The sequence below is a fragment of the Pseudomonas sp. PDM02 genome, assembly GCF_014852285.1.
GTDB classification, from domain to species: domain Bacteria; phylum Pseudomonadota; class Gammaproteobacteria; order Pseudomonadales; family Pseudomonadaceae; genus Aquipseudomonas; species Aquipseudomonas migulae.
Map to the genome: position 1 here is coordinate 181,400 of NZ_JACVBL010000012.1, position 25,995 is coordinate 207,394.

At 58.4% G+C, this 25,995-nt stretch carries 19 protein-coding genes; 9 read left to right on the forward strand and 10 right to left on the reverse strand.

The window, feature by feature from the left end; translation table 11 throughout:
• Positions 1-152 precede the first annotated feature (152 nt).
• Positions 153-1,676: a fumarate hydratase gene (locus IB245_RS21720; protein WP_150633235.1), complete on the reverse strand. Its 1,524-nt coding sequence runs from the start codon at positions 1,674-1,676 to the stop codon at positions 153-155.
• 485 nt (positions 1,677-2,161) lie between these two features.
• Here IB245_RS21720 and IB245_RS21725 point away from each other — a divergent pair, with 485 nt between their 5' ends.
• The 3 genes from IB245_RS21725 to IB245_RS21735 are packed head-to-tail and all read left to right on the forward strand — an operon-like array spanning position 2,162 to position 4,974.
• The gene (locus IB245_RS21725) at positions 2,162-3,268 is read left to right on the forward strand and encodes a GGDEF domain-containing protein (protein ID WP_008031716.1); all 1,107 of its coding nucleotides are present in this window, start codon (positions 2,162-2,164) and stop codon (positions 3,266-3,268) included.
• On the forward strand, positions 3,261-4,196 hold the full coding sequence (locus IB245_RS21730) for an iron-sulfur-binding ferredoxin reductase (protein ID WP_192228614.1): 936 nt from the start codon (positions 3,261-3,263) through the stop codon (positions 4,194-4,196). The genes IB245_RS21725 and IB245_RS21730 overlap by 8 nt, the downstream gene beginning before the upstream one ends.
• A 28-nt stretch (positions 4,197-4,224) precedes the next feature.
• Positions 4,225-4,974 carry an enoyl-CoA hydratase-related protein gene (locus IB245_RS21735; protein WP_192228615.1) on the forward strand — a complete coding sequence of 250 codons (750 nt, stop codon included), beginning with the start codon at positions 4,225-4,227 and terminating at the stop codon, positions 4,972-4,974.
• A gap of 129 nt (positions 4,975-5,103) precedes the next feature.
• Here IB245_RS21735 and IB245_RS21740 read toward each other — a convergent pair whose 3' ends face one another.
• Both IB245_RS21740 and pyk read right to left on the reverse strand, forming a co-directional pair.
• Positions 5,104-6,414, reverse strand: a complete 1,311-nt coding sequence (locus IB245_RS21740; protein ID WP_192228616.1) for a hypothetical protein — start codon at positions 6,412-6,414, stop codon at positions 5,104-5,106.
• Between the two features lie 261 nt (positions 6,415-6,675).
• Positions 6,676-8,127 carry a pyruvate kinase gene (gene pyk / locus IB245_RS21745; protein WP_192228617.1) on the reverse strand — a complete coding sequence of 484 codons (1,452 nt, stop codon included), beginning with the start codon at positions 8,125-8,127 and terminating at the stop codon, positions 6,676-6,678.
• Positions 8,128-8,284: 157 nt separating this feature from the next.
• Between pyk and IB245_RS21750 the strand changes: the two genes are divergently transcribed.
• The 3 genes from IB245_RS21750 to IB245_RS21760 all read left to right on the forward strand — a co-directional run bounded on the left by IB245_RS21750 (position 8,285) and on the right by IB245_RS21760 (position 15,416).
• Positions 8,285-8,659: a tetratricopeptide repeat protein gene (locus tag IB245_RS21750; RefSeq protein WP_192228618.1), complete on the forward strand. Its 375-nt coding sequence runs from the start codon at positions 8,285-8,287 to the stop codon at positions 8,657-8,659.
• 253 nt (positions 8,660-8,912) lie between these two features.
• Complete coding sequence (locus IB245_RS21755) at positions 8,913-9,272, forward strand: PilZ domain-containing protein (RefSeq protein WP_032828936.1); 360 nt, start codon at positions 8,913-8,915, stop codon at positions 9,270-9,272.
• Between the two features lie 849 nt (positions 9,273-10,121).
• On the forward strand, positions 10,122-15,416 hold the full coding sequence (locus tag IB245_RS21760; RefSeq protein WP_192228619.1) for a Tc toxin subunit A: 5,295 nt from the start codon (positions 10,122-10,124) through the stop codon (positions 15,414-15,416).
• 62 nt (positions 15,417-15,478) lie between these two features.
• Here IB245_RS21760 and IB245_RS21765 read toward each other — a convergent pair whose 3' ends face one another.
• From IB245_RS21765 to IB245_RS21790, 6 genes are read right to left on the reverse strand one after another with little or no spacing between them, the layout of a single operon-like run.
• Positions 15,479-16,810 (reverse strand): DUF58 domain-containing protein, encoded by a 1,332-nt coding sequence (locus IB245_RS21765; RefSeq protein WP_192228620.1) that lies wholly within the window; start codon positions 16,808-16,810, stop codon positions 15,479-15,481.
• On the reverse strand, positions 16,807-17,808 hold the full coding sequence (locus IB245_RS21770) for an AAA family ATPase (RefSeq protein ID WP_192228621.1): 1,002 nt from the start codon (positions 17,806-17,808) through the stop codon (positions 16,807-16,809). The genes IB245_RS21765 and IB245_RS21770 overlap by 4 nt, the downstream gene beginning before the upstream one ends.
• Positions 17,805-18,968: a DUF4350 domain-containing protein gene (locus tag IB245_RS21775; protein ID WP_192228622.1), complete on the reverse strand. Its 1,164-nt coding sequence runs from the start codon at positions 18,966-18,968 to the stop codon at positions 17,805-17,807. The genes IB245_RS21770 and IB245_RS21775 overlap by 4 nt, the downstream gene beginning before the upstream one ends.
• A complete protein-coding gene (locus IB245_RS21780) occupies positions 18,965-20,512 on the reverse strand; it encodes a DUF4129 domain-containing protein (RefSeq protein ID WP_192228623.1) in 1,548 nt (515 codons plus the stop codon). The genes IB245_RS21775 and IB245_RS21780 overlap by 4 nt, the downstream gene beginning before the upstream one ends.
• Entirely contained in the window at positions 20,499-21,476 is a 978-nt protein-coding gene (locus IB245_RS21785; protein ID WP_192228624.1) for a stage II sporulation protein M, read from the reverse strand. The genes IB245_RS21780 and IB245_RS21785 overlap by 14 nt, the downstream gene beginning before the upstream one ends.
• Positions 21,473-22,198, reverse strand: a complete 726-nt coding sequence (locus IB245_RS21790) for an RDD family protein (protein ID WP_008041935.1) — start codon at positions 22,196-22,198, stop codon at positions 21,473-21,475. Before IB245_RS21790 ends, IB245_RS21785 begins: the two co-directional genes overlap by 4 nt.
• Positions 22,199-22,382: 184 nt before the next feature.
• Between IB245_RS21790 and sbcB the strand changes: the two genes are divergently transcribed.
• A complete protein-coding gene (gene sbcB, locus IB245_RS21795) occupies positions 22,383-23,813 on the forward strand; it encodes an exodeoxyribonuclease I (RefSeq protein WP_008041932.1) in 1,431 nt (476 codons plus the stop codon).
• Between the two features lie 99 nt (positions 23,814-23,912).
• On the opposite strand, the gene mvaT is transcribed toward sbcB, so the two are convergent.
• Positions 23,913-24,290, reverse strand: coding sequence for a histone-like nucleoid-structuring protein MvaT (gene mvaT / locus IB245_RS21800; RefSeq protein ID WP_007933316.1), 378 nt, complete (start codon positions 24,288-24,290; stop codon positions 23,913-23,915).
• Between the two features lie 339 nt (positions 24,291-24,629).
• Between mvaT and purU the strand changes: the two genes are divergently transcribed.
• Both purU and IB245_RS21810 read left to right on the forward strand, forming a co-directional pair.
• Positions 24,630-25,478, forward strand: a complete 849-nt coding sequence (gene purU / locus IB245_RS21805) for a formyltetrahydrofolate deformylase (protein ID WP_008031689.1) — start codon at positions 24,630-24,632, stop codon at positions 25,476-25,478.
• Between the two features lie 86 nt (positions 25,479-25,564).
• Positions 25,565-25,756: a hypothetical protein gene (locus IB245_RS21810; protein ID WP_192228625.1), complete on the forward strand. Its 192-nt coding sequence runs from the start codon at positions 25,565-25,567 to the stop codon at positions 25,754-25,756.
• The last annotated feature ends 239 nt before the right edge of the window (positions 25,757-25,995 follow it).

Consider the following 25,995-nt stretch of genomic DNA (forward strand, 5'->3'; position numbering starts at 1 on the left):
ATTCAACTTATCAGGGGTTGCGGCGGCTGTGACCTGTCATATCTGACAGGTCAGCCCTGTTGGCCGGGGAAATTCCGGGATTACTCCAGGCGAAAAAAAACCGGTCTGTCGTCACCAACAGGCCGGTTTTTTCAGGGGCGTTTCAGCGCAACTTACTGCACTTCCACCGCCAGACTCTCACTGATCTTTTTCTGCCAGATGGCAGGACCGGTGATGTGTACCGATTCACCTTTGCTGTCGACCGCAACAGTCACCGGCATGTCCTTCACGTCGAACTCGTAGATGGCTTCCATCCCCAGTTCAGCGAAAGCCACCACGCGGGATTTCTTGATGGCTTGTGCCACCAGATAAGCCGCGCCGCCAACCGCCATCAGGTAAACGGCCTTGTGGTCCTTGATCGCATCGATTGCGGTCGGGCCGCGTTCGGATTTGCCGATCATGCCCAACAGGCCGGTTTGCTCGAGGATCTGACGGGTGAACTTGTCCATCCGCGTCGCGGTAGTCGGGCCAGCCGGGCCAACCACTTCTTCGCGCACCGGATCAACCGGGCCGACGTAGTAGATGAAGCGACCTTTCAGATCCACCGGCAGGGTTTCACCCTTGTTCAGCATCTCGACCATGCGCTTGTGCGCGGCGTCGCGACCGGTGAGCATCTTGCCGTTGAGCAGGACGGTTTCGCCCGGCTTCCAGCTCTGAACGTCTTCCGGGGTCAGGGTGTCGAGGTTGACGCGACGGGCCGACGGGCCGGCTTCCCAGACGATTTCCGGGTAGGCGTCCAGCGGTGGCGCTTCCAGCGAAGCCGGGCCGGAACCGTCGAGCACGAAGTGTGCGTGACGGGTGGCGGCGCAGTTCGGGATCATGCACACCGGCAACGAAGCGGCGTGGGTCGGGTAATCCATGATCTTCACGTCGAGCACGGTGGTCAGACCGCCAAGGCCCTGAGCACCGATGCCCAGTTGGTTGACCTTCTCGAACAGCTCCAGACGCATCTCTTCGATACGGTTGGACGGGCCGCGCTTTTTCAGCTCGTGAATGTCGATGGATTCCATCAACACTTCCTTGGCCATCACCGCGGCTTTCTCGGCGGTGCCGCCGATGCCGATGCCGAGCATGCCCGGTGGGCACCAGCCGGCGCCCATTTCCGGAACGGTCTTCAGTACCCAGTCGACGATCGAGTCGGAAGGGTTGAGCATGGCCATTTTCGACTTGTTCTCGGAACCGCCGCCCTTGGCCGCCACGTCCACTTCCACGGTGTTACCCGGAACGATGGAGTAGTGGATAACGGCCGGGGTGTTGTCCTTGGTGTTTTTACGAGCGCCCGCCGGGTCGGCGAGGATCGAGGCACGCAGGACGTTTTCCGGCAGGTTGTAAGCCCGGCGCACGCCTTCGTTGATCATGTCGTCGAGGCCCATGGTGGCGCCATCCCAACGTACGTCCATGCCCACGCGAACGAACACGGTGACGATGCCGGTGTCCTGGCAGATCGGGCGGTGGCCGGTGGCGCACATGCGCGAGTTGATCAGGATTTGCGCCATCGAGTCACGGGCCGCTGGCGATTCTTCGCGCAGGTAGGCTTCGTGCATCGCCTGGATGAAATCCACGGGGTGGTAATAGGAAATGAATTGCAGGGCGTCGGCAACGCTCTGAATCAGGTCGTCTTGCTTGATCACGGTCATGAGTCGCGCTCCTCTAAAAGACGGGAACATTCAATAAGGTGCTTGCAGCTTGGGTGCATCGGTCGGTTGCAAGCACCTTTCAAGGCACGCCGGGCATGCTGGCGCGACGCTAAAAAGGCGCGGCAGTATAACGCGCCTCGCAGGCGGGCACACGCGCCGGCAGTCAATCGTTGGTCGTACAGATTCACGCGCACTTCCTGTAGGAGCCGGCTTGCTGCGGGCGGCGTTCCGACGATGGCGGTCTGACATTCAACATTAATGTCGACTGTTACACCGCTATCGTCGGAACGCCGCCCGCAGCAAGCCGGCTCCTACAGTTTGGTGATGTTTGTGCGCAAATTCAGGGTGGGTCTAAAGTCATGCCCTTGACGCCGGTTTTCCGGCCTGAAAATTGAATGGTCATTTATCAGACACGCCACTAAAGTGGCATTCGGTCTGTAGAGTAGGACACTCGGTCAGCCTCCTTTCGCACGGTGAGTCAACGATTGACCCATAACGCTATCCAGCGCCTTTTGCTCAAACGTTTTGCCCTTGCGGCCGGCACCTACGCCCTGGCTCTACTGCTGCTGTGGCTGGCGTTTTTCACCGGTCATTACGATGAACCCCTGGCGAATGTCGCCGTCGGCAGCGCCTTGGTGGTCATCAGTCAGGCGGCACTGTTCGCGGTGTTTTACAGCGGTTGCAACCTGCGGTTTTCCGACCCCAGCCTGACTGAAGCACAAGTGTTGCTGGGGCTGGGCTGGCAAACCTGGCTGATCGCCAATCTGGATGAGGCCCGTGGCGCGTTCCTGGTGTTCTACGTGCTGATTCTGTTGTTCGGGCTGTTTCACCTGTCGCGTCGGGCCTTTTTGCGGTGCGCGCTGCTGGTGTTTTTCAGTTTCAGCGCGATCACGCTGTGGGAGGGCTACCACTTCCAGCTGGCCGATCCGGCACTGGCCGCGTTGCAGGTGTGCGTGCTGTTTATCGTGCTGGTCTGGCTGGAGCTTTACGCCCGTTACGTCCAGGCCTCACGCCTGCGGATGCGGCAGCGCCGCTTTGCCTTGCAGGCACATCAGGACACCCTGCGCGGAATGATGCGCCAGCTCGAAGACCTGGTGGCCACCGACGAACTGACCGGGCTGTTCAATCGTCGGCATTTCCTGCGCCTGGCCTCCCGCGAGCTCAATGCCATGGAACCCGGCGTGCTGCATGGCCTGGCGCTGATCGACCTCGATCACTTCAAACGCATCAACGACATGCACGGCCACGCTGCTGGCGATCAAGTGCTGCAAGCCTTCGCTGGTGTAGCCAGCGCCTGCCTGCGCGAGGGCGATGTACTGGCCCGTTATGGCGGCGAAGAGTTTGTGGTGTTACTGCCTGATTGCAGCGGCGAACGCCTGACCTCCTGCTGCGAACGGCTGCGCATTGCCTTCACCGATGTCGAGTTGATCGGCCTGAAGGTCGGCAATCTCAGCCTGTCGGCAGGCATGACGCTGCTGGAGCCGGGCGACGATCTCGACGATGCCTTGCAACGTGCCGATCAGGCGCTCTATCGCGCCAAACGCGACGGCCGCAATCGTTGCGCGGCGGCGTGGGAGAACGTCGATGCCTGAGTTGCGGGTCGGCGATCGCCAATGGTCGGTGGCAGTGGGCAGCAATCTGCTCGACGCGTTGAATCAGAACGGCGTGTCCGTTCCCTACAGTTGCCGCGCCGGCAGTTGCCATGCGTGCCTGGTGCAATGCATGCAGGGATTGCCGAGTGATAGTCGTCCCGATGCCCTGAGCGCGGAGCAGCGTCAGCAAGGCTGGCGCCTGGCGTGCCAGTGTCAGGTGGTCGAGGATTTGCAGGTGCATGCCTTCGATCCGCTACAGGATGGCAGCCCGGCCGAGGTCGCCGCCGTCGATTGGTTGAGCAGCAGCGTGTTGCGTTTGCGCCTGACCCCTCAGCGTCCGTTGCGCTACAGCGCCGGGCAGCATCTGGTGTTGTGGGCCGGTCACGTGGCGCGACCGTACTCCCTGGCCAGCCTGCCGGGAGAAGACCGCTTTCTGGAGTTTCACCTTGATTGTCGCCAGCCCGGTGCATTCAGTGATGCTGCGCGTCAGTTGCAGATCGGCGACTCGCTGCGTCTCGGCGAACTGCGTGGCGGCGCGCTGCATTACGACGCCGACTGGCACACCCGACCGTTGTGGCTGATGGCCGCCGGCACCGGGCTGGGTCCGTTGTTTGGCGTTTTGCGCGAAGCCCTGCGCCAGGATCATCAGGGCACCATCCGCGTCATTCACCTGGCCCATGATGCCGATGAGCATTATCTGGCCAAACCCCTGCAAGCCATGGCCGCCAGCCGCCCGAACCTCAGCATCGAGCTGTGGACGCCGACCGAGTTGCCCGCGGCTTTGGCGCAACTGCGGCTTGTTTCCCGGCAAACCCTGGCCTTACTCTGCGGGTCCCCCGACAGCGTCGACGCCTTCGCCCGGCGCCTGTACCTGGCGGGACTGCCGCGCAATCAACTGCTGGCCGACGTCTTCCTGCCTCGCGGTTGAGCGCTGACTTTCAGACGCGAGACCGACCATGACCGATGCCATCAAGATTGAACGCGAACGCGGCCTGCTGACCCTGCGTCTCAACCGCCCTGACAAGAAAAACGCCCTGACCCGTGCGATGTACAGCCACTTGGCCGAGGCGTTGAAAAAGGCTGACACCGACCCCGAAATCAACGCCGTGTTGATCACCGGTTCCGCCGAGTGCTTCACCGCCGGCAACGACATCGCCGACTTCATTCAACAACCGCCGAGCAACCTCGACAGCCCGGTGTTCCACTTCATGCTCAATCTGCTCGAATGCCGCAAACCGGTGATCGCTGCCGTGGCTGGCGCCGCCGTGGGAATCGGCACTACGCTGCTGCTGCATTGCGATCTGGTGTATGTCACCCGCGATGCGCGATTGCGCATGCCCTTCGTCAACCTCGGCTTATGCCCGGAATTCGGTTCCAGCCTGCTTTTACCTCGATTGCTCGGGCATGCCAAAGCGGCGCAATTGTTACTTCTGGGCGAAGGTTTCAGCGGTGAACAAGCGGCCGAGTGGGGCATTGCGACCGAAGCCCTGGGCAGTGGTGAAGCGGCATTGGCCAAGGCGCGGGAGATGGCGTTGCGGTTTGAGTCCCTGCCACCGGAAGCGGTGCGCATCAGCAAGCAATTGATGAAAGCACCGGACCGTGAGCAGTTGCGCAAAGTGATAGAAGAAGAGGGTGCGTTGTTCACCCAGCGGTTGCGCTCGCCGGAAGCGATTGCGGCGTTGTCGGGGTTTATCAACAGGCATTGATATGCGAAGAGGCCGGCCGAGACAACACATGTTCAAGACCAGAAACCAAAAAGCCCCGCCATTCACATGGCGGGGCTTTCTTTCAGCAACCGATCACTCAGACGATCGGATCGCCAGCGTGCAGCATCTTCATGCTGTTGCTGCAACCGATGGTGTGGTGTTCAGGAAGCGGGCGATGAGCGCTGCGAAGCTGACGATGGCACCCCCATTGCCTAGTACCAGCACATTCCCGTCTTTTTGTAAGGTCATGGTATTAGCGACCGTGGAATGATTTTCGAAATGGGTTGAGCTCCAGCCTTTTCCGCGGCCAAACTTAGTATCCAATGTGCCGTCAATCAGGTAGCGCACCACCACGAATTCGGGGGTGTTGTCTTCTTGCCAAAACCTGCCTGATGCAATGATTTTTCCCTCAGTCAGTTCAACACCCAAAAACACCACATTGTTTCCGAGGCGTTGAAACAGTACCTTCCCGCTATTGAATGTTGATTCAAACTCACCGTTTTCGGTGAGGCAGGCCAGTACGCCATGGCGTGGAGTTAACCCCCAACCTGCAACAAGAACACTTTTATCGGAGTACGGGGTGAGCTTTTCGAACGCGACGCCAAGGTTGTCGAACACTTTGAAACCCTTGTCTGCAAAGATCTGGTCGAAAGAGCCATCCTCATTTACACGAGCCACCATGCCATGACCTGCCAGTGTTCCGCACACGGTGATTTTTCCGTTGTGCACCAGAATGTCGCTGATGGTGCTATTGCCCCAGTGTTGATTGGTCACGGCGACATAGCCACTGTTGTTGAAGCCGGTATCATACGAGCCATCAGGGTTGAGCCGGATCAGTAGCGCGACCCTCGCAATCCAGATCGGCATGTACATTTCCATGACCACATAGATTTTCCCCTCCTCCACCGCGCAAGGCCCCGAGGCGCCGTTGCTGCTTGTCGTCAGCGGTGTAGAGCCCAGACCAAGGCTCTCGGAAAGGTTGGCGGGCAGTTTGACCGTTAGCAAACCTTTCACGCCGAAGCGTTCATCCACACGCCCGTCGAGATGAAGGCGAGCAAGTACAACCTCGCCTTTTTTCGTATCGATACCGGACAGCAGGATTCTTGTTTCACCCCCGACCGTCACAAACAGGATCTGCCGCAGGTGGGTGTCCTGCATAGGGCCAAAACGTACGATTACGTACCCTTTGTTGCCAAAATCGACGTTCGGAGTGCCATCTTTGTGCAGGCAGGCAATACCTAACTTGTGGATGATGTCATCGCCGTCTGCATCGACGGCGCCGCCGACATAGATATTGCCGTCGGGGCCTTCGACAATACATTCGCCTGAAGTATCTTGGGCACCGGGGAAACATAGAATCTTCTTACCGTCTTTATCGTCGCCAAATGTCGGGTCGAGATCACCGTCGGCGCGAGCGGTCAGGGCTGTGTACTGGCTCATCGTTCTATTCCTTTATTTGGAGTTTCGGAGTGAGTTATCCATGGAGAACTGCCAATGACAGGCCGCAACAGCCAAGCGTGAGAAAACCTTGATGACAGCGATAGCAGGTGGACGGAGTCGATTAAAGGGGCTGAACGCAAGGGCGTCTACTGTCAGATCTGACAGGTAAAAAGCGGTAAACCATCTATCAGACTGCTTTTAAACAAAAAAAAAGCTCCGCAGCGTTAACTGCGGAGCTTTTGCGTTTCAGCGGTCTGAAACTCAGACCATCGGATCGCCAACGTGCAGGATTTTCATGCCGTTGGTGCCGCCAGTGGTGTGGTAGCTGTCGCCCTTGGTCAGGATGACCCAGTCGCCTTTCTGCACGACGCCGCGCTTGACCAGTTCGTCGATTGCCGCCTGGCTGACTTCGTTTGGCGCCAGCGAAGCCGGGTCGAACGGAATGGTGTACACGCCACGGAACATCGCCGCGCGAGCCTGAGCTTCGCGGTGTGGGGTGAACGCGTAGATCGGCACCGAGGAACGGATGCGCGACATGATCAGCGGGGTGTAGCCGCTTTCGGTCAACGCGATGATGGCCTTCACGCCCGGGAAGTGATTGGCGGTGTACATGGTCGCCAGCGCAATGCTCTCGTCACAGCGCTGGAACTCTTTGCCGATGCGGTGGCTGGAGGTCTTGCTGGTCGGGTGCTTTTCAGCGCCGACACAAATGCGCGCCATCGCTTGCACCGCTTCCAGCGGGTACAGGCCGGCAGCACTTTCGGCCGAGAGCATCACGGCGTCGGTGTAGTCGAGCACGGCGTTGGCTACGTCGGACACTTCGGCACGGGTCGGCATCGGGTTCTGGATCATCGACTCCATCATCTGGGTCGCCACGATCACTGCCTTGTTGTGGCGGCGAGCGTGCAGAATGATCTTCTTCTGAATGCCCACCAGCTCGGCGTCGCCGATTTCCACGCCCAGGTCACCACGGGCCACCATCACGGCGTCGGACGCATTGATCAGGCCATCGAGGGTTTCGTCGTCGGCCACGGCTTCGGCGCGTTCGATCTTCGCCACCAGCCAGGCAGTACCGCCGGCCTCGTCGCGCAGCTTACGGGCGTATTCCATGTCGGCGGCATCGCGCGGGAAGGACACGGCGAGGTAGTCGACTTCCATCTCGGCAGCGAGCTTGATGTCGGCCTTGTCTTTCTCGGTCAGGGCTGGAGCGGTCAAGCCGCCGCCGCGACGGTTGATGCCTTTATGGTCGGACAGCGGGCCGCCGATGGTCACGGTGCAGTTCAGTTCGGTGGCGGTGGCGGTATCGACGCGCATCACCACGCGGCCGTCGTCGAGCAGCAGCTCGTCGCCCACGCCGCAGTCTTTGACCAGGTCCGGGTAGTCGATGCCGACCACTTGCTGGTTGCCTTCGGTCAGAGGATGGCTGGTGGAGAAGGTGAATTGATCACCGATCTTCAGCTCGATCTTCTTGTTGGCGAATTTGGCGATACGGATTTTCGGGCCTTGCAGGTCACCCAGCAGGGCGACGAAGCGGCCGTGCTTGGCAGCGAGGTCACGCACCAGCTTCGCACGAGCCTTGTGCTCGTCGGGGGTGCCGTGGGAGAAGTTCAGGCGGGCGACGTCCAGGCCAGCCAGAATCAGCTGTTCGAGAACTTCCGGCGAGTTACTGGCCGGGCCAAGGGTAGCGACGATTTTGGTACGACGGACGGACATGCAAAGACTCCTGAGTTCAAGCGCTGAGTGAGGCTACTATGGTCCGTGGGTGTAGTCATTGTTCATATGCACTACTTATTCGTTTTTATCTTTAAATGAACATTCCTGAAGATTTTCGCCCACGGGTCGATACAGAGCTCAAGACAGGAGAACCCCCATGCGATTCGTGCTCATAGCCGCCCTTGCCCTCAGTGCCGTGGGCTGCACCCGTTTTTCGATGAACCATCATTTGAATAATGCCTACAGCGCTTATGACCGTGGCAATTGCGAGCAAGTGACGCTCGAACTGTCCAAAGTCGAACGCGCCAGCCGCGCGCGGCCTTATGTGTGGCCGGAAGTGTCGATGCTGCGCGGCTTGTGCCTGGAACGGCAGAAAATGTTCGTGGATGCGGCGCAAACCTACCAGTTCATTCAGGCGTCGTACCCGCAAAGCGAGTACGCCTACCGCGCCCGCGCCCGGCTGGAAACCTTGCAGTCGCTGGGTCACTACCCGCTGCGCAGTGCGGCAGCGGTGCGCCCTACGCGGTTCTGATTGCAGCGGTCATTCAACCACTGGCTCACCGGCGGTGGTGAGCTATAGTCGAATAAACCGGTTTAGAGCCTGGTTTCTAAATCGACGTAACACCTGTGATCGGCAGGCGTAGGCGGCAGCGGTCTCATGGACTGCCGCACCGGGATCGGGGGAGAGCGCGCTCATTGCCGGGCCCTTGTTTGATAACGGCAGGCAGGCCCGTTCCGAAGCATTAGTGCGGCCCTGCTTAAGGGCCTTGCGTAGCGAATTCAGCATGTTCACCGACCGCCGGATCGAGCGGCATCAACTGCCGTATTTTCTGAAAGTGTTCAACAGCGTCACCGACAAACCGATTGGTTTCCTGGGCAACGTCTCTGAAGACGGGCTGATGCTCATCAGTCAGTTACCGATGATGATCGGCGCCGATTTTGATCTGCGCCTGAAAATCCCCATGGCCGATGGCTGCCAGCAGGTCATCGACCTCAAGGCCTGCTGCCTGTGGTGCCACGAAGATGCAACACCTCACCACTATGACGCCGGGTTCAGCCTGCAATGGGCACCGCCGGAGTTTGGGCAATTGGTGGAGGCGTTGAAGCAGTACTTCAGTTTTCAGCCGTTGCCGGCGTCTGCGTGAAACCTGCGGTGCATTTGTGATCGCTTTCGCCAGCGCCCCCCACACTCAATCAACTGATTAATCGCCACGGCCACATCGCGCATCTTGCTAATCAGTGATCAAAACCGACAGGCGGTAGCCATTTTCCGAGCTGTCGGGTAGCTACCTGTTATTTCTGACAGTAGCCGGATGCTTTTGTACGGAGGATAAATAGCGACAACATTGGTGCTCTGCATTGTTCCCGGAGCACTACAAGTGAAAAGGAGAAATCCATGGTAACCCCTCGCGTAAAAGAAACTAAAGTACCCAACTCTGAAGATCCACTTCCTTACCCGCCCCCCAATACATTTCCTCAACCAGAGCTGCTTTATCGCGCTCCGCTTAAATTTTCAGGAGAGTCTTCTTATTATTCTGTGGGAGGTAATGAGTCATTCGTTTTCGGATTTGTCTATCCTGCAAATGGGGGACAGCAGCGGGGCGAGAGCAAAGACCAGTTTTATGATTTCTCGTTACCCGCAAGTCCAGGTCCTGCGTTGGTAAAGCTACAGCACGGGTGGTCTACCAACGGAGCCATCCAGGCAGATACGTATGAATTCCGTGTATACATTTTGACCCCTCCTTCCTAGTTCTATCCCCGCAATCTTTTCTTACAGATATCTGCAGGGTCAATTGAATCTCCAGAAATATCATTCCGTGGAATAGTCCCGTAAGTAGCTCTATTGCGCGTCATGTTAACAATACCGTCCGTCGGCCCTGTCAGTTCTAACAGGTACAAAACGCGGCACACGTAGCGTAAAAAATAATTCATGACGACAACAGATTTGCCTTTCGCACTCCGTCCCTCTCAGCCTCGCTCGCAGGAGAAATTCAATGAGTAATAACCATTCCAACCCTGCCCTCGAGCGGCTTTTCGAATTGACACCACGCGCACTCAACGCACCAGTCACGGAAAACCTCGGGCACTTCATTGATAACGGAGGTTCGGTTTACAAGTTGCTTAAGATGGGTCGTCAACGCGTGGTGGAGACGTTCGGGCTGCACAGCCAGGACGCACAAGTGTTGCTGGACAAAGCCATGGCCCTGGCGGTGCACACCGCACGTGAGTTTCGTGAGCAACGCCTGGTTAGGTCTGGGCCTCCCAATCCGCTGCATCGGACCGGCATCAGGGCGTGGGAGGGCGGGCCTGATTTCGACAGAATGTTCGCTCCAGACTGGGGAGGTGCAAGCCCTTCACAGAGCCCGGATTCGAGTATTTCACCGGCGGCGTATTTTTTGCGCCTGGTAGTGTTGGCTCGGGATCTTGAAGCGCGACCCCTGGACGATACGGGGTTGATTAAGTTCGAAACCCGGCGCCCCGATCTTGTCAAGCTCATCATTGACACAACAAGCATGTTCCAGATCAAACCGACCGTGACTCTGGTCAGCGAGGTGCTGGAAAGCATTATCAAAACGTTCCTCACGCCGCCAGCGCTGACCGACCGAGTGGTCGATGACCACTTGCTGGAAAAGCGTTTTCCATTCCGCTCCCTGCCGTTCGAGTGGTATTTCGTACAATGGGAGCAGGTACTGGAGGCGAACAAACTGTCGCTGGGGGAGGTCGTGCGGACCATCGATGAGTCAGGCCCCTACTTCAAGCAACCCGGTGCCCGTGGCGACTTATCCGATATTGCGCTTCATCAATCCTGCAACATCGGGCCACAAGGGCAACTATTGCTGACCGAGGATTTTCTTCCATCCGGCAGTACTCCCGTCCAATGGACAGCGTTCTACAAAGACAACTTTGGCTCGACGGAGGAGAATCTGAAGGACTCGGTGCATTTCTGCGCCAAGACCTCAATTAATGCGGACGACGTGACCTCATTGTTGTCAATTGAAGGTTACGCACCGAAGCGTTCCAGCAATGTGGCAGAGCCGCAATCGGAGGCGCTCGAGGAACCAGAGGAACCAGAGGAGCCGCAGCTGTCCAAAGTGTTCGGTTCGACCTACATCAATTATGGCTCCGATAATGCGATGGATCTGTCGGAGCCGGGGAAGGCCACAACTCGCAAATTCACCAGCGCCACCCACAACCGGTTTGAGCGGATGAACCGGATTCTTCGCCTTAGCCGCTGGCTGGAATTGCCGGTGAACCAGTGCGATCGGCTAATCATGGCCGCGTTCAACGCAGAGCTGCGGGGTGACATCCGTGACCCGCAGGCCCGCAAAGTTGCGTTGGCAACCAAACCTTCCCGGATCACCTCCAATACCCTGCGAGCCATCGGCCTGTTTCAAGAGTTTCGCCTGCGGTTCAAATGCTCAGCCGAGCAATTTGCGGCGTTGATTGATGAGATTTCCCCTTACAGCCGTGGGGAAGAACTTTCACAATTCGACCGCATCTTCAATGCCCAGGCATTGTTCGATGCACCGCTGAAGGCGGACAAAGGTTACTTCGCGATTGAAGCGCAAACCCGCGCCGACAAGCGCACCGTCGACCAGATTTGCACCAGCCTGGGTATCAATCAGGAAACCTGGCGCTACCTCGCACGCTTCGTGGCCAAGAGCTACAACCTGAGGGACGAACTGCAACGCAGCCTGCCAATATTCTCTTCCTTGTATCGCCTGGTGTTGCTGGCTTCCTTCCTGCGCATCAGCGCCATAGAACTGGCGGCATTGCTGGAGACTTTCAGCGAGAAAAACGGCAGCGAATTGTTGCAACGCGTGCTTGGCGAATCCGTTTTGCTGGTCAGCGGCACTAGCGGCGTGGGCGATGTGTTGAACGTGATGCAGGCGGCGCAGTCCTGTGTCCAGTGGGCGCAGGAAAATGACTTGAGTGTGCTTTGGCTGGTACAGAAAGTGGCGCCCGTGATTGCACCTCCTTTGGCCACTGAAGCAGAAGTCACGCTGCTGCAGGAAGTCCATAAACGACTGCACCCGGTACGATTTTCCGAGGAAGCGCTTCGGGCCGCAGGCGTCCCCCCAAGCAATGATTCCAAGCAGGCAGGCTGGCTGTCGCTGCTTCTTTATCTCGTTGACCTTAATGGCCTGGTGTTGGAGAAAGAAGGCGATGAGGAGGATTACGAGCGGGTAGCTCGCGGAGAAATTCAATCGGCTGTCGAGTTGGCAAACCTGTCACCCGATGATGGCGAACGGGTTCGCAACGTGATTCTGGCATTGCTGTTGCAGGCCAGGGATGCGCAGCGGGCGGTGGTGCAGGAAAGTTTGTCGGTGTATTTGAGAATTTCGCAAGACTTGGCACTGCCGTTGCTCAGGTGGGTCGACAGGAAAGGTGTTTACCTGCTGTTGTTGGAGACTGCGCGGGCGCTGGATGCCGTCACGTCCGGTACGGAGAAGGTCAAGGTCGGTGATGATGTGCTCAGCTTGCTGGCACACCTGGTGCGGCGCGCTGAAGTCGTTCAACAACTGGGGTTGAGCTCCGCCATGCTGGTGGCCCTGACCCTGCGGGAGAACTGGGAGTGGTTTGGTCTCAAGCATCCCAAAGAACTCAAGCTCAGCACGTTGTATTACCTGACGCTGTTTCAGCGGGTGGTGGCCGATACCGGGCAGCCTGCCGAAAAACTCCTGCATTACCTGGAGTTGGTCAACGGGCTTCCGGAAAACCTGACACCTGAGGATGTGCGCCTGATTCGTGATTCTGCGGCAAGCTTGCTGGCAGACGTGGTGCAGTGGGGCGTCAGGGAGGTGCTTGAATGCATTCTTTATCTGAAGCCGAATCCGAAGATTCAGGTGATTCGAGACATGACGTCCCTTGATACGCTGCTGCGTATCCGTGCGCTGGCGATCAGGACAGGGTTGGATGCCAAGGCCCTCATCGGGCTGGGGGCGCTCACGCCGGACAGCGACAAGTACGCCTGCCGAAGCGCAGCAGAACATGTGCTGGAAAAATTGTCCGGGTCGGTCATTCAGGGCCAGACGCAGTTGATCGGTGAAGTGGGTCAGAGCGTGACCCACGAAATCAGGTGCATCAACGACACCCTGATCGCCAATGTGAATGGTCAATACGCCATGATCGAACTGACCTTGCGTGATCTGACCAACCAGGTCGTGCCGAACGTTACGGTGAGTTGGAACAGTGATCGTCCGGGGTTACTCGCCAGTACGTCGATCACCGATCATGAGGGGCGTGCGGTGGTTCGCTTCAAACCGGAGAAATCGACCTGGATGGGGGCTGTGCAAATCAAAGCCACTTATGGCCTGGCTCAAGTGGTGTATGCGCCGAAAATCCTCATCGATTGCGATGAGTCGACGCTGGACTTCGATATCAAAGATCCCGATCCCAAGGAAGATTTCCTGGCGGGCGGACACGCGTCTTTCGCGGCGGTTGTTCGGCTCGTGGATAAACATGGAAACCCAGGGGTGGGTCGTCCCGTTACATTTTCCGGTCGGGGAGTTGTGGCTGACCCCTCGTCGGTACTCTCGGATGAAAACGGTTATGCCAGGACCAGAATCACCAGTATCGAACCTATTGAGAAAGCGAGCGTAGTGGTCAGTTACAGCACCAAGGACCCGCTTGTCATTAATAACATTACCTTTGTCGACCAGCCGTCTATCAAGCTGTTGGAGGTAGTTTCGATGGCGGTTGCCGGGCGGCCGCTGGTGATTCATTGCCATGTGGTTGGCCTTGGCAAACTCCCGTCAGTCAGTGTGGAGGTCGAATTGATTTCTTCCGGGACCGATCCTGCCCCCACCAAAGCTGTTACCAACGACCAAGGCATCGCTGAATTCACGGTGAGCTCGCCGAAAGCAGGAAATAATTCCTTCACCGCCAAGGTGATAATGGGGCAGCAACAACTCGACGTTTACGTGGCCAGCAGTGTGTTCATTCACGGCAAGTCTCAGGACAATAATGTCCTCGTAGTGGGTGTGCCCACCTCCTTGTGGGTCGACGCCCGGGAGGAACAGCACAACCAGGCGAAAGTGGTTGCCAGATGCCCGATCTGGTGGACAGTGACCAAAAAAGCCGAGATGGTCCTGGAAGCGATTTCCTATCCGACGGACGCATTGGGGCGTTCGACTTTCCCTTACGAGTTTGAGGAGGCGGGTGAGTATGTGGTGACGGCAGTCCTCAAAAGTACTCCGGAGGAAAATCGCACGTTCAACGTTACGGTCGTCGCGGCTATCGAGTGGGAGTACACACTGACGGACCTCGAGACGGGGACCGTCATCCGGCAAGTGACCGCCCGGGAGCGACTGGAATTTATCCGGGGCCGTAGCTATAAGCTCGAAATCGAAATGCCGGATTCGGTCGACCTTTCAGACGCGCGGGCAATGCTGGCCTGGACCGGTGAATACTCCGCTGCCGGCCTGGGGATGGTGTTCATTCCGCCGACCGGTGCCTATGTTCTGGTGGGCGACCTGAAGACGCTGAGTTGGGTCATTGTCTGCAAGGATCTGCGCAACAGTACGTTTGACCTGACGTTCTCTTGCGACCGAATCGACCAGCGCCTGGTGTTGCCTGGCCGTCTGGATGCACCGGCACCGAAACTGTCGTATCCCGTCGATGGCTCGACAGAAGTGGAAGTCCAGCCGCTGCTTCACGGCAAGGGTAGTCCTTCGGCCCAGATCTACATCTTTGAAAACCGGGATGAAAAAGCCCTGCTGGCCCGGACCAGTGTGCGTGACGATGGCACATGGTCGGTGCGGTTGGCCGAAGTGCTGTCCCAAGGGCCGCATGTGTTGACGGTCAAGCAGCGGCATATCGATACGACCGAGGCGTGGGCAAAAGATACTCATGTACGCGGGGATCCTGCTTTTGGTAACTACCTGATAATGAACGAGAGCGCTGGTGTTTCTCAGGCATTCGATACGGCGATCTTCACTGAAGAGCAACTGAAGGGGGCAAGCTATAAGATTTCCTTTCAGTATGAAAACTATGGGGAAGGCAACGGCGCCGGGGTGGAGATTGTAACCGGAGAGGGGAAGTTTGATTTTATTGATTTGAGCGGAAAAGACCCCAGGCAGCCGCTAGCCGACTGGCGTTTCTATCCTTCTTATGGGATCAGGGATGTGGTGGCAGCCGACAAAAATATTACTCTGCAGCTTCAGGGTTCTGATGTAGGTGGCTCGTCGGGATTGCGCATGACTGACATTAGAGTGGACCTGCATCTGGAGCCTCTTAAGTTGACAAACATCAAGGTTGACGAAAGGGATTATGGAGTGCCAGCCTGAGTTTGCGTGTTGCATAAACGTTGATGATGGCAGGTAGATGAGGGGCAAGGCATGACAATCGGTTAACTCATCCCTGCTTTCTTCCAGCTCATATAACGCGTCACCAACGCCGCCCCCAGTTCACCGGGCAGCGCATCCACCACCGGCACTCCATGAGCGTCCAACCGCTCATGGAGTTCGGCCCGCGCATTCAAGTAATCCACAGTCCCGCAATACGTCAGCGCTTCGTTCAACGTTTGCACCGGTGACTGGCGCAGCATGTCGAGCACGTCTTCCCTGAGGCTGGCGACCAACACTCGATGCTGCTTACCCAGGCGACTGACGGCGGTGAGCAATTCCTCATCATCTTCGTCCCGCAGGTTGGTCACTACAACCACCAGGCACCGCCGTTTTTGCCGAGCCAGCAATTGGGTTGTAGCGGCCTGATAGTCAGCGCTGCGTTGAGTGCTGTTCAGGTCGTAGACCGTGTTGAGCAATACGTTGAGCTGACCGGCACCTTTCACCGGGGCGAGATAACGCGGTTGATCGCTGGCAAAGGTGCTCAGACCCACCGCATCACCCTGGCGCAACGCCACGTAACTCAACAGCAGGCACGCATTCAACGCATGATCGAAATGCGCCAGTTCGCCATCGTGACTGCGCATGTGCCTTCCGCAATCGAGCATGAAAATGATCTGCTGATCGCGTTCGTCCTGATACTCCCGGGCAATCGGTGTGCGTTGCCGGGCAGTGGCTTTCCAGTCGATCTGGCGCAGGCTGTCGCCTTCGCGAAATTCCCGTAGCTGATGAAACTCCATACCCAGGCCGCGTCGTTGCCGCTGGCGTACGCCGAGCTGGCTGAGCCAGTTGTCCACCGCCAGCAGTTGGCCGCCGTAGAGGCGGGCGAAGTCGGGGTAGACGCGGGTGTGGTCGGTGACGCTCAGAAGCCGTTTGCCGGACCACAGGCCCAATGGGCTGGGCAGGTTGATTTCGCAGTGATCGAAGCTGAAGTGGCCACGCTTGAGCGGGCGCAGGCGATAGCCGACCTGGCTGTGCTGACCGGGCTGAAGTTCGACTGACAGGGGGAGGTTTTCGAAGTTCAGGCCGTCGGGGACGTGGTCGAAAATCCGGATCGTCAGTGGTTGGGGAAAGTTGTGCTGAACCTCCAGTCGGACTTCGCTCCAGCGACCGAGGGCCAGGCTGCCGGGCATTTGTCGTGTTATCCGGGGCGAGTGCAGGCGCGTGAGGCGCAAAGCATCGAGTATTGCCAGGGCCAGTAGCGCCAGCAATAAACCCCATTGGATCGACAACAGGCTTGAGGGCAGCGCAATGTCCAGTGCGCGCAAGGTGCCCAGCACGATGCCGATGGCCAGCAGGATTGCGAGCCAGACCAGCAGCAGGCGCGAGGGTTTCACAGACGTGGCGCCGGCACTTGATCGAGCAGTTGCCGCAGTACGTGATCGACCTCCAGCCCTTCGATATCCAGCTCCGGTGCGATGCGTACGCGATGGCGCAACACGGCCAGCGCGCAGCTCTTGATGTCATCCGGAATCACAAATTCGCCGCCGCGCAACAAGGCGCGTGCTCGTGCGCAGCGCACCAACGCGATGGACGCCCGAGGCCCGGCGCCGAGGGTCAGACCGGGCCAACTGCGGGTGGTGCGGGCCAGGCGTACGGCGTAGTCGAGGACCTGATCGTCCAGCGGCAAATCACTGGCGATACGTTGCAAGGCCAACACGTCCTTGGCTTGCAACACGGTGCGCAGTGGTTGCACATCGAGCATGTCGGCGCGGGTCGAACGGCTGACCTGACGCACCATGTTCAACTCTTGTTCGGCGTCGGGGTAATCCATGCGTACCTTGAGCATGAAACGGTCGAGCTCGGCTTCCGGCAGCGGATACGTCCCTTCCTGTTCGATGGGGTTTTGCGTGGCGAGCACCATGAACGGTTGCGCGATGGGCAGGGCGCGGCCTTCGAGGGTGACTTGCCGTTCCTGCATGGCTTCGAGCAGCGCCGCCTGGGTTTTCGCCGGGGCGCGGTTGATTTCGTCGGCGAGCAGCAGGTTGGTGAACAGCGGCCCTTTGCGCAGTTTGAATTGCTCGGTTTGCAGGTCGTACACCGCGTGGCCGGTGACATCGCTGGGCATCAGGTCCGGGGTGAACTGAATGCGCGCGAATTCGCCACCGAAGCAGCGGGCGAGGGCGCGCACCAACAAGGTCTTGCCCAGCCCCGGCACGCCTTCGAGCAGCACATGACCGCCGGCAATCAACGCGGTGAGTACGTCATCGATCACCGTGTTCTGGCCGATCACGGCTTTTTGCAATTCAACTCTTATCGCTTGGGCCAGATAACTGGCGCGCTGGCGTTGCTGCTCGGCATGGCTAGGCGCGCCGGGCTCGATCTGTTCACTCATAAGGCGTTCCTCAAGGTTTGCAGGTGGGCGACCTGACGGCTGAATTCAACGCTGGACAGCCGTTGCTTCGGTCGCGGGCTCATGGCCTGGCTGATAGCGCGTGTGGGTTGGCCGGTCAGGCGTGCGAGCACCAGCCATTGTTCGGCGACGCCGAGTTGATCAAAACCGGGATGACGACGCCGTACCCGGCGCAGGATGTCTTGCTGCAAGGCTTGCAGCAGACTGTCCTGACCGCTGCGGCGCAAGATGAAATCGGCGCTGGCACGCAGGTGTTCCTGAAGTTGTCGACGGGCTCTCGGCGCCGGTTCAATCAATGGGCCGTGGCGCACACCGACATGCCAGAGGCCAAGGCCGATCAGGGCGATGAGCGCGACCAATGCCTGGGGGAAATAGCGCAGCAACAAGGTCAGCAAGCTGTCGTGATCGGTGTTGAACAGCAGCGTCACCTGGGTGTCCGCGGTCAGGTACCAGAGCAGCCAGGCATTGTCGTACTGGTCGATGGCCGGGGTTTTCCACAGGTCGGCGTCGGTGACCACAATGATCGAGCCCAGCCCTTGGTTGAGTTGCATCATGTGCGTGGCCTTGCCGCTGTTGGCCCAGGCTTGCGCGAGATTGTTCGGGTCTTCGAGATGGAACGCGGTATCGAAGGTGGCGTAGGCCGGGGCGTCTTCATCCTCAAGATACAGTTTGGTCAGGTTGGGGTAAGGATCCTCACCGGTAGCGGGTGGCGGGTCCTTGAGGTCTTTGCTCAGTGACTGGTGCACCTGCACCCGGTCGAGCAGCAGGTCATTGCTTTGGCCGGTTTTTTCATCCCACAGTGATTCGGCGATGAACAACAGGCGCCCACCGGCGCGGGTCCAGTTCATCACTTGGTCAATCTGCCGTGGCGTCATGTTTTGCCGGTCGCCGAGCAACAAAAGGCTGTGCTGGCGCGGGTCCAGCGTCGGCAGCACGTCGAGGCTGTTGGCATGGCCGACGGTCAGGCCCTGTTTGCGCAGGAAGTGTTCGGCGGCCAGATAAGGGTTGGCCTGGGCTTCGGGCGAAGGGCCGTGATCGATGTCTGCCTGATAGGGCGTTGCCTTGAAAAACAGATAAACACTCAGCGCAGCCAATAGCACCGCGATGAACACGCCGACCGCCAGCCAGAGACGCCGGTTCAATGCGCCGCTCCCGGGCCGAACAGCGCCCGCCAGCCATCACAGAGTTCCTGTTGCACCTGCGCGGGGGGCAGGCGATGCCCGTAGGCCATGTTCTGCCAGTGCCCCGTCAGTTTTTTGCTGAAAGTCAGCAGCGCGGGTTGCTGCAGGTGTTCAACGCGCTCCAGCACCTCGCCCTCGGTGTCGGCCGGTTTCAGCGCCATGTTGTAGTCGTGCAGCAAGTGACTGAGCAGGGCGCGATAAAGCAATCCGAGAGCTTCACGCGGGTTGGTTTGCCAGAGGCTTTCCGCACTGGCGGCGATGTCGGCAGGCAGGGTTTCACGGTTGAGGTCCAGGCCGAATGCTTGCTGTGGCAGCGGCCGTGCGACTTTGCGCAGCAACCTCGGTCGGCGACTGACGAACGCCTGCAACCAGTCGCGGTAACGCCAGATCAACAAACTGATGACCCCGATCACCGTACCCCACAGCAGCACTTCAATCAGGGCGGCCAATGCACCGAAACGCTGGTTATCCAGCAACTTGAGCAGCGCCTTCAGCCACTCGGGGGCCTTGCCATCGTCCGGGGTTTCGGCGACCGGTTTGTCTTCGCCGCCAAAACGATAGCGGGTGACCGTTTCCTTGTTCTTGAATGGCGGCTGATCGAGGATCGCCTTGATGCTGTCCCGGGAAGCCTGGCTGGTCAGAGGCTGGTCCAGCAGGCGCGGGCTGTCCGGTGAGATCGCGGGCTCGGCGGCCCACACGGTTTGCGCCGCTGGCATCAGCAAAAATGCCGCCAGCAGCAGAGTGACGGCGGTACTGCTCAAGCGTTGGCGCAGGCGACGGAACACCAGCTCGATATCCCAGGCCTCCAGCACCGTGCGCCGGTTCAGATAAAGGCTGAAACCGCAGGCCACGTAAATCGGTTCCCACACCACGAGCACCAACACGTAAAACACGTTGGTCAGGTGTTCCAGCCAGCGCCAGTCTTGTGTGGCGGCGGACAGCAGCGTCTGCCAGCTCCAGTCCAATTCAACCTGTTGCGGCAGGAACAGATAAAACAGCACCATCAGGCCGACCCACAGTGCACTTTCCAGATGTACGCCGATGATTGTCAGCCAGCGCGCCGCGCCGCCGTCGCGTTGCAACAGCACCTGCAAGCGCTGTTGCCGCGCTTGCCCACTCAGGCCTTCGAGTTGCACCACCGGCATCAGGAAACTGCGACTCAGACTCAAGCGTCGCCAGGTCAGACTGGCGAGCAATTGTGGCTTGAGCAATCGTGGCCATTGGCGCAGCGCCTGTTTCAAGGTGGGTGTTTCACCGAACATGGCTTTGGACAGGATGTACAGCGGCAGGCGTTCGAACGCCGGTTTCAGCCACCAGAAAATGAAGGCGGCGAGGGACGGTGAATCCCACAACAACAAGGTGAGCATGGCGAAAACCGGCAAGGTCACGATGGCCCAACTGGTCATCAACAGGCGTCGGTGCCGCTGGCTCAGCAGGACGCCGAGGTCCATGGCTTCCCAGGTTGTTCGAGGGCGGATCACCACGGTCGCGTCACTCAGGCGCATGACGAGTCCGTCCGGCAAACAGCAGATACATTGCTACCAAAAACCACAGCGTCGCGCCGACCAGATACTTGGTCATCGGCGCCGGCCCGGTCATGGATGACCAGTAGGCTTCGATAAATGCAGCGATCAACAGAAACAGCATGACCCCGCAAATCAGTAATACGCTTTTGCGCGCCGCGACTCGCAACGCTTCGGCGCGTGGCAGGCGCCCCGGTGCGATCAATGCCCAGCCCAGTTGCAGGCCGGCGGCACCCGCCAGGGCAATGGCGCTGAGTTCGAAAGCACCGTGGCCGATCACGAACGACCAGAAGGTTTGCCCGTAGCCGATCTGTGTCAGGTGCCCGGCCACCGCGCCGATCATCAAGCCATTGAAGAACAGGAAAAACGCGCTGCCCAGGCCAAACAGCAAACCGCTGGCGAACGTCTGAAAAGCGATGCCGATGTTGTGCATGATGTAGAAGCCGAACATCACCCAGTCTTCACTGGCCGCCCGTTCCGCCGAGCGACCCAGGTGTCCGGAGCTGGGGTCGTACATGCTTTGCATGTCGCTGACCTGTTGCGCCGGGATCAGGTTGTAGACCAGGTCCGGGAACAGATACACCAACAGTGCGAAGCCGATCAGGCTGCCGAAAAACATCAGGCTGGCGGCCAGCACGAAGCGCCACTGTTCGCGCACCAGCCGCGGAAAATCCGCGAGGATGAAGCCGAGCACATTGGCACCCAGGCGGCTGCGATGTCGATAAAGTTGTTGATGCCCGCGCAGGACCTGTTGCTGCAACGAGTCGATCAGGAAACTGCTGTATCCACGTTCCTGAGCCAGCGCCAGGTGCTGGCAGAGCCGGCGATAGTCTTTCGCAAAACTGGCGACACGTGAGGTGTCTTTATTGCGCTCCAGACTGTCGAGCATGAGGGAAAACTGCGCCCATTCAGCCTTGTGGCGATTCTCGAAAAGACTTTGCTTCATGCGGGGCCCAACAAGCCGCGGGCGATGCCGTTGAGTTCCGACACCGCCCGTGGCGCTGGGACGTTCAACGGTTGGGCGAGGATAGAGGCAAGTTCATTGACCCGCGCTTCGGAGAGTTCACCCTGGCGTTCGGCAAACCCTAGGATGGCGCGTTGCTCGGTCAGCGTCATGGCGAAGGCCGGACGTCGCGGTTCGGCGTCGGGCACTTGCGGTCGGGTGAGCGGCTGTTCGCGGTAGATGACCAGCGTGCCGGCGGCCAGGTCGCCGAGGCGTTTGAAGCTGGGGTGTTGCAGGCAACTGATGGCGCCGAGGAAGTAGCCGAACGGCAACAAATCGACAAATCGCAGCAGGTTGCGCAACAGCGAAGCGGACCAGCCGATCGGCGTGCCGTCATCCTGCACCACCCGCAGGCCCATCCATTGCTTGCCCGGCGAGCGCCCCTGATTGAGCACTTCGAACAACACCATGTACCACCAGCTCACTGCGAACAGCAGGATCGAGCCCAGCCCGGCGCCGAGTTTCCCCAGAAACGCGAGGACGATAAACAGCAGACCCAGAATCAGCCCGCGCAGCCCGAGGTCGATGGAGAACGCCAGCGCACGGACCATCAACCCGGCCGGGCGCAGTGGCAAGTCGATGCCTTCCGGCGTTTCAACCTGATACCGCGTATCCAGTGGCGGGGACAGCGTCGCTTTCCTTTGCAGTGCTGTGGTCTCGAGCATGGGCAACCTGATGATGTGGCCTGATCGGGATTCTCTGTGTGTCCGATGCTAGCAGCCTCACGGGGGGAAACGACATAACTATGTATTGCACGGTGCGTGGTCATCGGTGATTGAATGCAAGATTACTGGCCGGGGCGGGATGTGAACGCCTAGACTTCGCCGATCTTCAGTTCAGGAATAGCCCGTGACCTCGATCTTCTGGTACGACTATGAAACCACCGGCATCAACCCGCGTTGCGACCGTCCACTGCAAGTGGCGGGGCTGCGTACTGACTTTGATCTCAATGTCATAGACGAGCCGGTCAATCTTTATTGCCAGCCCAGTGAAGACATCCTGCCGCATCCGGCGGCCTGCGCGATCACCGGTATCACGCCGGGCCAACTGACCGAACACGGTTTGAGCGAAGCCGATTTCATGACTCGGGTTCACGCGCAACTGGCGGCACCGGGCACTTGTGGTGCGGGTTACAACACCTTGCGTTTCGACGACGAGATGACTCGTTACAGCCTGTACCGAAATTTCTTCGACCCCTATGCCCGCGAGTGGCAGGGCGGTAACAGTCGCTGGGACCTGATCGATGTGGTGCGTGCGGCGTATGCCTTGCGGCCCGATGGCCTGGTTTGGCCGACGGACGATGAAGGACGGGTGACGCTCAAACTCGAACGCCTGACCGCCGCCAACGGCATCGATCACGGCAATGCTCACGAAGCGCTGTCGGACGTTCGCGCGACCATCGCACTGGCACGTCTGATCCGGGAAAAACAGCCGAAGCTCTACGACTGGCTGTTTCAGTTGCGCAGCAAACAAAAGGTGATGGATCAGATTCGGCTGTTGCAGCCGATGGTGCACATTTCCGGGCGTTTTTCGGCGGCACGCAGTTATGTCGGCGTGGTGTTGCCGCTGGCCTGGCATCCGCGCAACAAGAACGCGTTGATTGTTTGTGACCTGCACCTGGATCCCCAGGGGTTGCTCGACCTGGATGCCGAGACCTTGCGCCAGCGTTTGTATACCCGTCGCGATGAACTGGCCGAAGGCGAACTGCCGGTGCCGCTCAAACTCATCCACATCAACAAATGCCCGGTGGTGGCGCCGTTGTCGGTGCTTCGTCCCGATGATCAGCAACGACTGGGGCTGGATATGGCGCTTTATCAGGAACGCACGCTGCGACTAAGTGCCGCACAAACAATTTGGCGAGATAAAGTTCAGGCCATTTATGCCCGAGAGGATTTCGCCCAGAGCCAAGACCCTGAACAACAGTTATACGATGGTTTTATCGGTGATCGGGACCGGCGTCTTTGTGAGCAAGTCCGGGCGGCTGATCCGGCGCAATTAGCGCAAGAGCAATGGCCTTTCGATGATGAACGTTTGCCTGAATTATTGTTTCGATATCGCGCACGTAACTTTCCCGAAACGTTGAGTTTCGAAGAGCAAGAACGCTGGCGAGTATTCTGTCAGCAACGTTTGTCAGCGCCCGAGTGCGGGGCGCCCAATACCCTGGAAGCATTTGTAGAAGCTGCAGCCCAATTGAACATTACTGCGACGCCATTCCAGCAAGAGGTGCTCAATGAGTGGAACAATTATGTCCAGGCATTGCGCAAACGTTTGAATCTTTGAAAATGAAAATGCACGGGCCTGAATCTCGGGCATAAAAAAACGCCAGCGATTGCTGGCGTTCTTTTTTGTCGCGGATGGGTCTGCGACAAGCTTTGCGGCTTAGCCCAGCAGGGTAGCCCAGCCTTCAACCACGTCGCCGCCCCACTTGGCTTTCCACTCTTTCAGAGTTTTGTGGTTGCCACCTTTGGTTTCGATGACTTCGCCGTTGTGCGGGTTTTTGTATTGTTTAACTTTGCGAGCACGCTTGGTGCCAGTAGTTTTTACTGCGCCGCCGCGTGGTGCTTTGGTTTTGGATTCTGGATCCAACAGCGCAATGATGTCACGCAGGGACTTGGAGTATTCGCCCATCAGGGTGCGCAGTTTGCCTTCGAATTCCAGCTCGGTTTGCAGTTTGTCGTCTTGGGACAGGTTCTTCAAACGGGCTTGCAGCTCTTTGATAGCTTCTTCGGTGGCACGATATTCGTTGATCAAGGACATGGGGACTACCTTATGTTGTGCGCTGGATGGCAGGGGACAGTGCGGCAATAATAGTCAGGGTGTTTCATCAAGTAAACATTTAACCGGGGTTTATTTAAATTAGTTGCGATGAATAGGGCGCAAATTGGATGTACAGTTAAATAGTGTGACGCAGGTATCACAGATATTCACAATTGAATGCTTGAAGAATGCTGACAGGATCACCATCGCGCAGGTAACCGACAGCCCTCAACGCTTGTGCCACCGGCCTTCGTGCAACGCGAGGTGTCATCTATACTGCAGTTTTTTTGCGCAATCGCTAGAATGGCGGCCTTTGCGAAGTTCTGGAGTTTCCCCCTCATGCGCACTTTTCGGCTGGTGATTGCTTGCCCGGACCGCGTCGGCATCGTTGCTAAAGTCAGTAACTTTCTGGCGTCACATAACGGCTGGATCACTGAAGCGAGCCACCACTCGGACAATCTCAGTGGCTGGTTTTTCATGCGTCACGAAATTCGTGCCGACTCGCTGCCTTTCGGTATCGAGGCTTTCCGCGAGGCGTTCGCGCCGATTGCCGAAGAGTTCTCGATGAACTGGCGCATTACCGATACCGCGCAGAAGAAGCGCGTGGTGTTGATGGCAAGCCGTGAATCTCATTGCCTGGCCGACTTGCTGCACCGCTGGCACAGCGATGAACTGGATTGCGAAATCTCCTGCGTGATTTCCAACCATGATGATTTGCGCAGCATGGTCGAGTGGCACGGCATTCCTTACTACCACGTACCGGTCAATCCGCAGGATAAAGAGCCGGCGTTCGCCGAAGTCTCGCGCCTGGTCAAACAGCACGATGCCGAAGTGGTGGTACTTGCCCGCTACATGCAAATCCTGCCGCCCGAGTTGTGCAGCGAGTATGCGCACAAGGTCATCAACATTCACCACAGCTTCCTGCCGTCGTTCGTCGGCGCCAAGCCGTATCACCAGGCTTCCATGCGTGGGGTGAAGTTGATCGGTGCAACGTGTCACTACGTGACCGAAGAGCTGGACGCCGGCCCGATCATCGAGCAAGACGTTGTGCGTGTCAGCCACAGCGACAGCATCGAAGACATGGTGCGTTTCGGTCGTGATGTCGAGAAAATGGTGTTGGCTCGCGGTCTGCGTTATCACTTGGAAGATCGGGTGCTGGTGCACGGTAATAAGACTGTAGTGTTCTGACCGTCACACGACGCGGTTGAAATTCGAAGGGCCTGGGCGTTCAATCGTTCCAGGCCCTTCGCCGTTTCTGCACTGAGGACATGACCATGGCTGATCCACTGGACAAAGCTACTTCCAAGGCTCCCGCGACATTGGGGGAGGGGTGTTTGAGTCGTTATGATCCGGATGATTTGAGCGCCGAAGACGGCACGGAATTTCCCGGTGCGGTGGAGTTGTGGGAGCAGTTGAATTCTGAGCCTGACCCTGTAGGAGTCGGCTTGCCGGCGAAGCGGTCTTGAGGTCTGGCGTTTGCTCGTTTTGATTGTGTACATATCCGTTTCTGCGGTAACGGCGGCAATTGGTTTCGCCCTTACGGCGAGTCACTTTGGAAAAGCCCCAAAGTAACCAAAAGGCTCTTGCCCCTTTCGTTCGGTGCCTCGCTAAGGCTCGGCATGCCCTCGCTCCGGTCCTGCTCCGTGGGCCCGCCGCCATCGGCCATCCCTGGCCGGGGGCGGCTAACCCGGCATCCATGCCGGGT

Excerpts from the sequence above, each read along its gene's own strand:
- IB245_RS21735 (WP_192228615.1), top strand. The coding sequence starts at position 4,225 with ATGACCGATGCCATCAAGATTGAACGCGAACGCGGCCTGCTGACCCTG.
- IB245_RS21755 (WP_032828936.1), top strand. The coding sequence starts at position 8,913 with ATGTTCACCGACCGCCGGATCGAGCGGCATCAACTGCCGTATTTTCTG.
- purU (WP_008031689.1), top strand. The coding sequence starts at position 24,630 with ATGCGCACTTTTCGGCTGGTGATTGCTTGCCCGGACCGCGTCGGCATC.
- IB245_RS21785 (WP_192228624.1), bottom strand. The coding sequence starts at position 21,476 with ATGAAGCAAAGTCTTTTCGAGAATCGCCACAAGGCTGAATGGGCGCAG.
- IB245_RS21760 (WP_192228619.1), top strand. The coding sequence starts at position 10,122 with ATGAGTAATAACCATTCCAACCCTGCCCTCGAGCGGCTTTTCGAATTG.
- mvaT (WP_007933316.1), bottom strand. The coding sequence starts at position 24,290 with ATGTCCTTGATCAACGAATATCGTGCCACCGAAGAAGCTATCAAAGAG.
- IB245_RS21730 (WP_192228614.1), top strand. The coding sequence starts at position 3,261 with ATGCCTGAGTTGCGGGTCGGCGATCGCCAATGGTCGGTGGCAGTGGGC.
- IB245_RS21750 (WP_192228618.1), top strand. The coding sequence starts at position 8,285 with ATGCGATTCGTGCTCATAGCCGCCCTTGCCCTCAGTGCCGTGGGCTGC.
- IB245_RS21740 (WP_192228616.1), bottom strand. The coding sequence starts at position 6,414 with ATGAGCCAGTACACAGCCCTGACCGCTCGCGCCGACGGTGATCTCGAC.
- pyk (WP_192228617.1), bottom strand. The coding sequence starts at position 8,127 with ATGTCCGTCCGTCGTACCAAAATCGTCGCTACCCTTGGCCCGGCCAGT.
- IB245_RS21770 (WP_192228621.1), bottom strand. The coding sequence starts at position 17,808 with ATGAGTGAACAGATCGAGCCCGGCGCGCCTAGCCATGCCGAGCAGCAA.
- IB245_RS21790 (WP_008041935.1), bottom strand. The coding sequence starts at position 22,198 with ATGCTCGAGACCACAGCACTGCAAAGGAAAGCGACGCTGTCCCCGCCA.
- IB245_RS21720 (WP_150633235.1), bottom strand. The coding sequence starts at position 1,676 with ATGACCGTGATCAAGCAAGACGACCTGATTCAGAGCGTTGCCGACGCC.
- IB245_RS21780 (WP_192228623.1), bottom strand. The coding sequence starts at position 20,512 with ATGCGCCTGAGTGACGCGACCGTGGTGATCCGCCCTCGAACAACCTGG.
- IB245_RS21810 (WP_192228625.1), top strand. The coding sequence starts at position 25,565 with ATGGCTGATCCACTGGACAAAGCTACTTCCAAGGCTCCCGCGACATTG.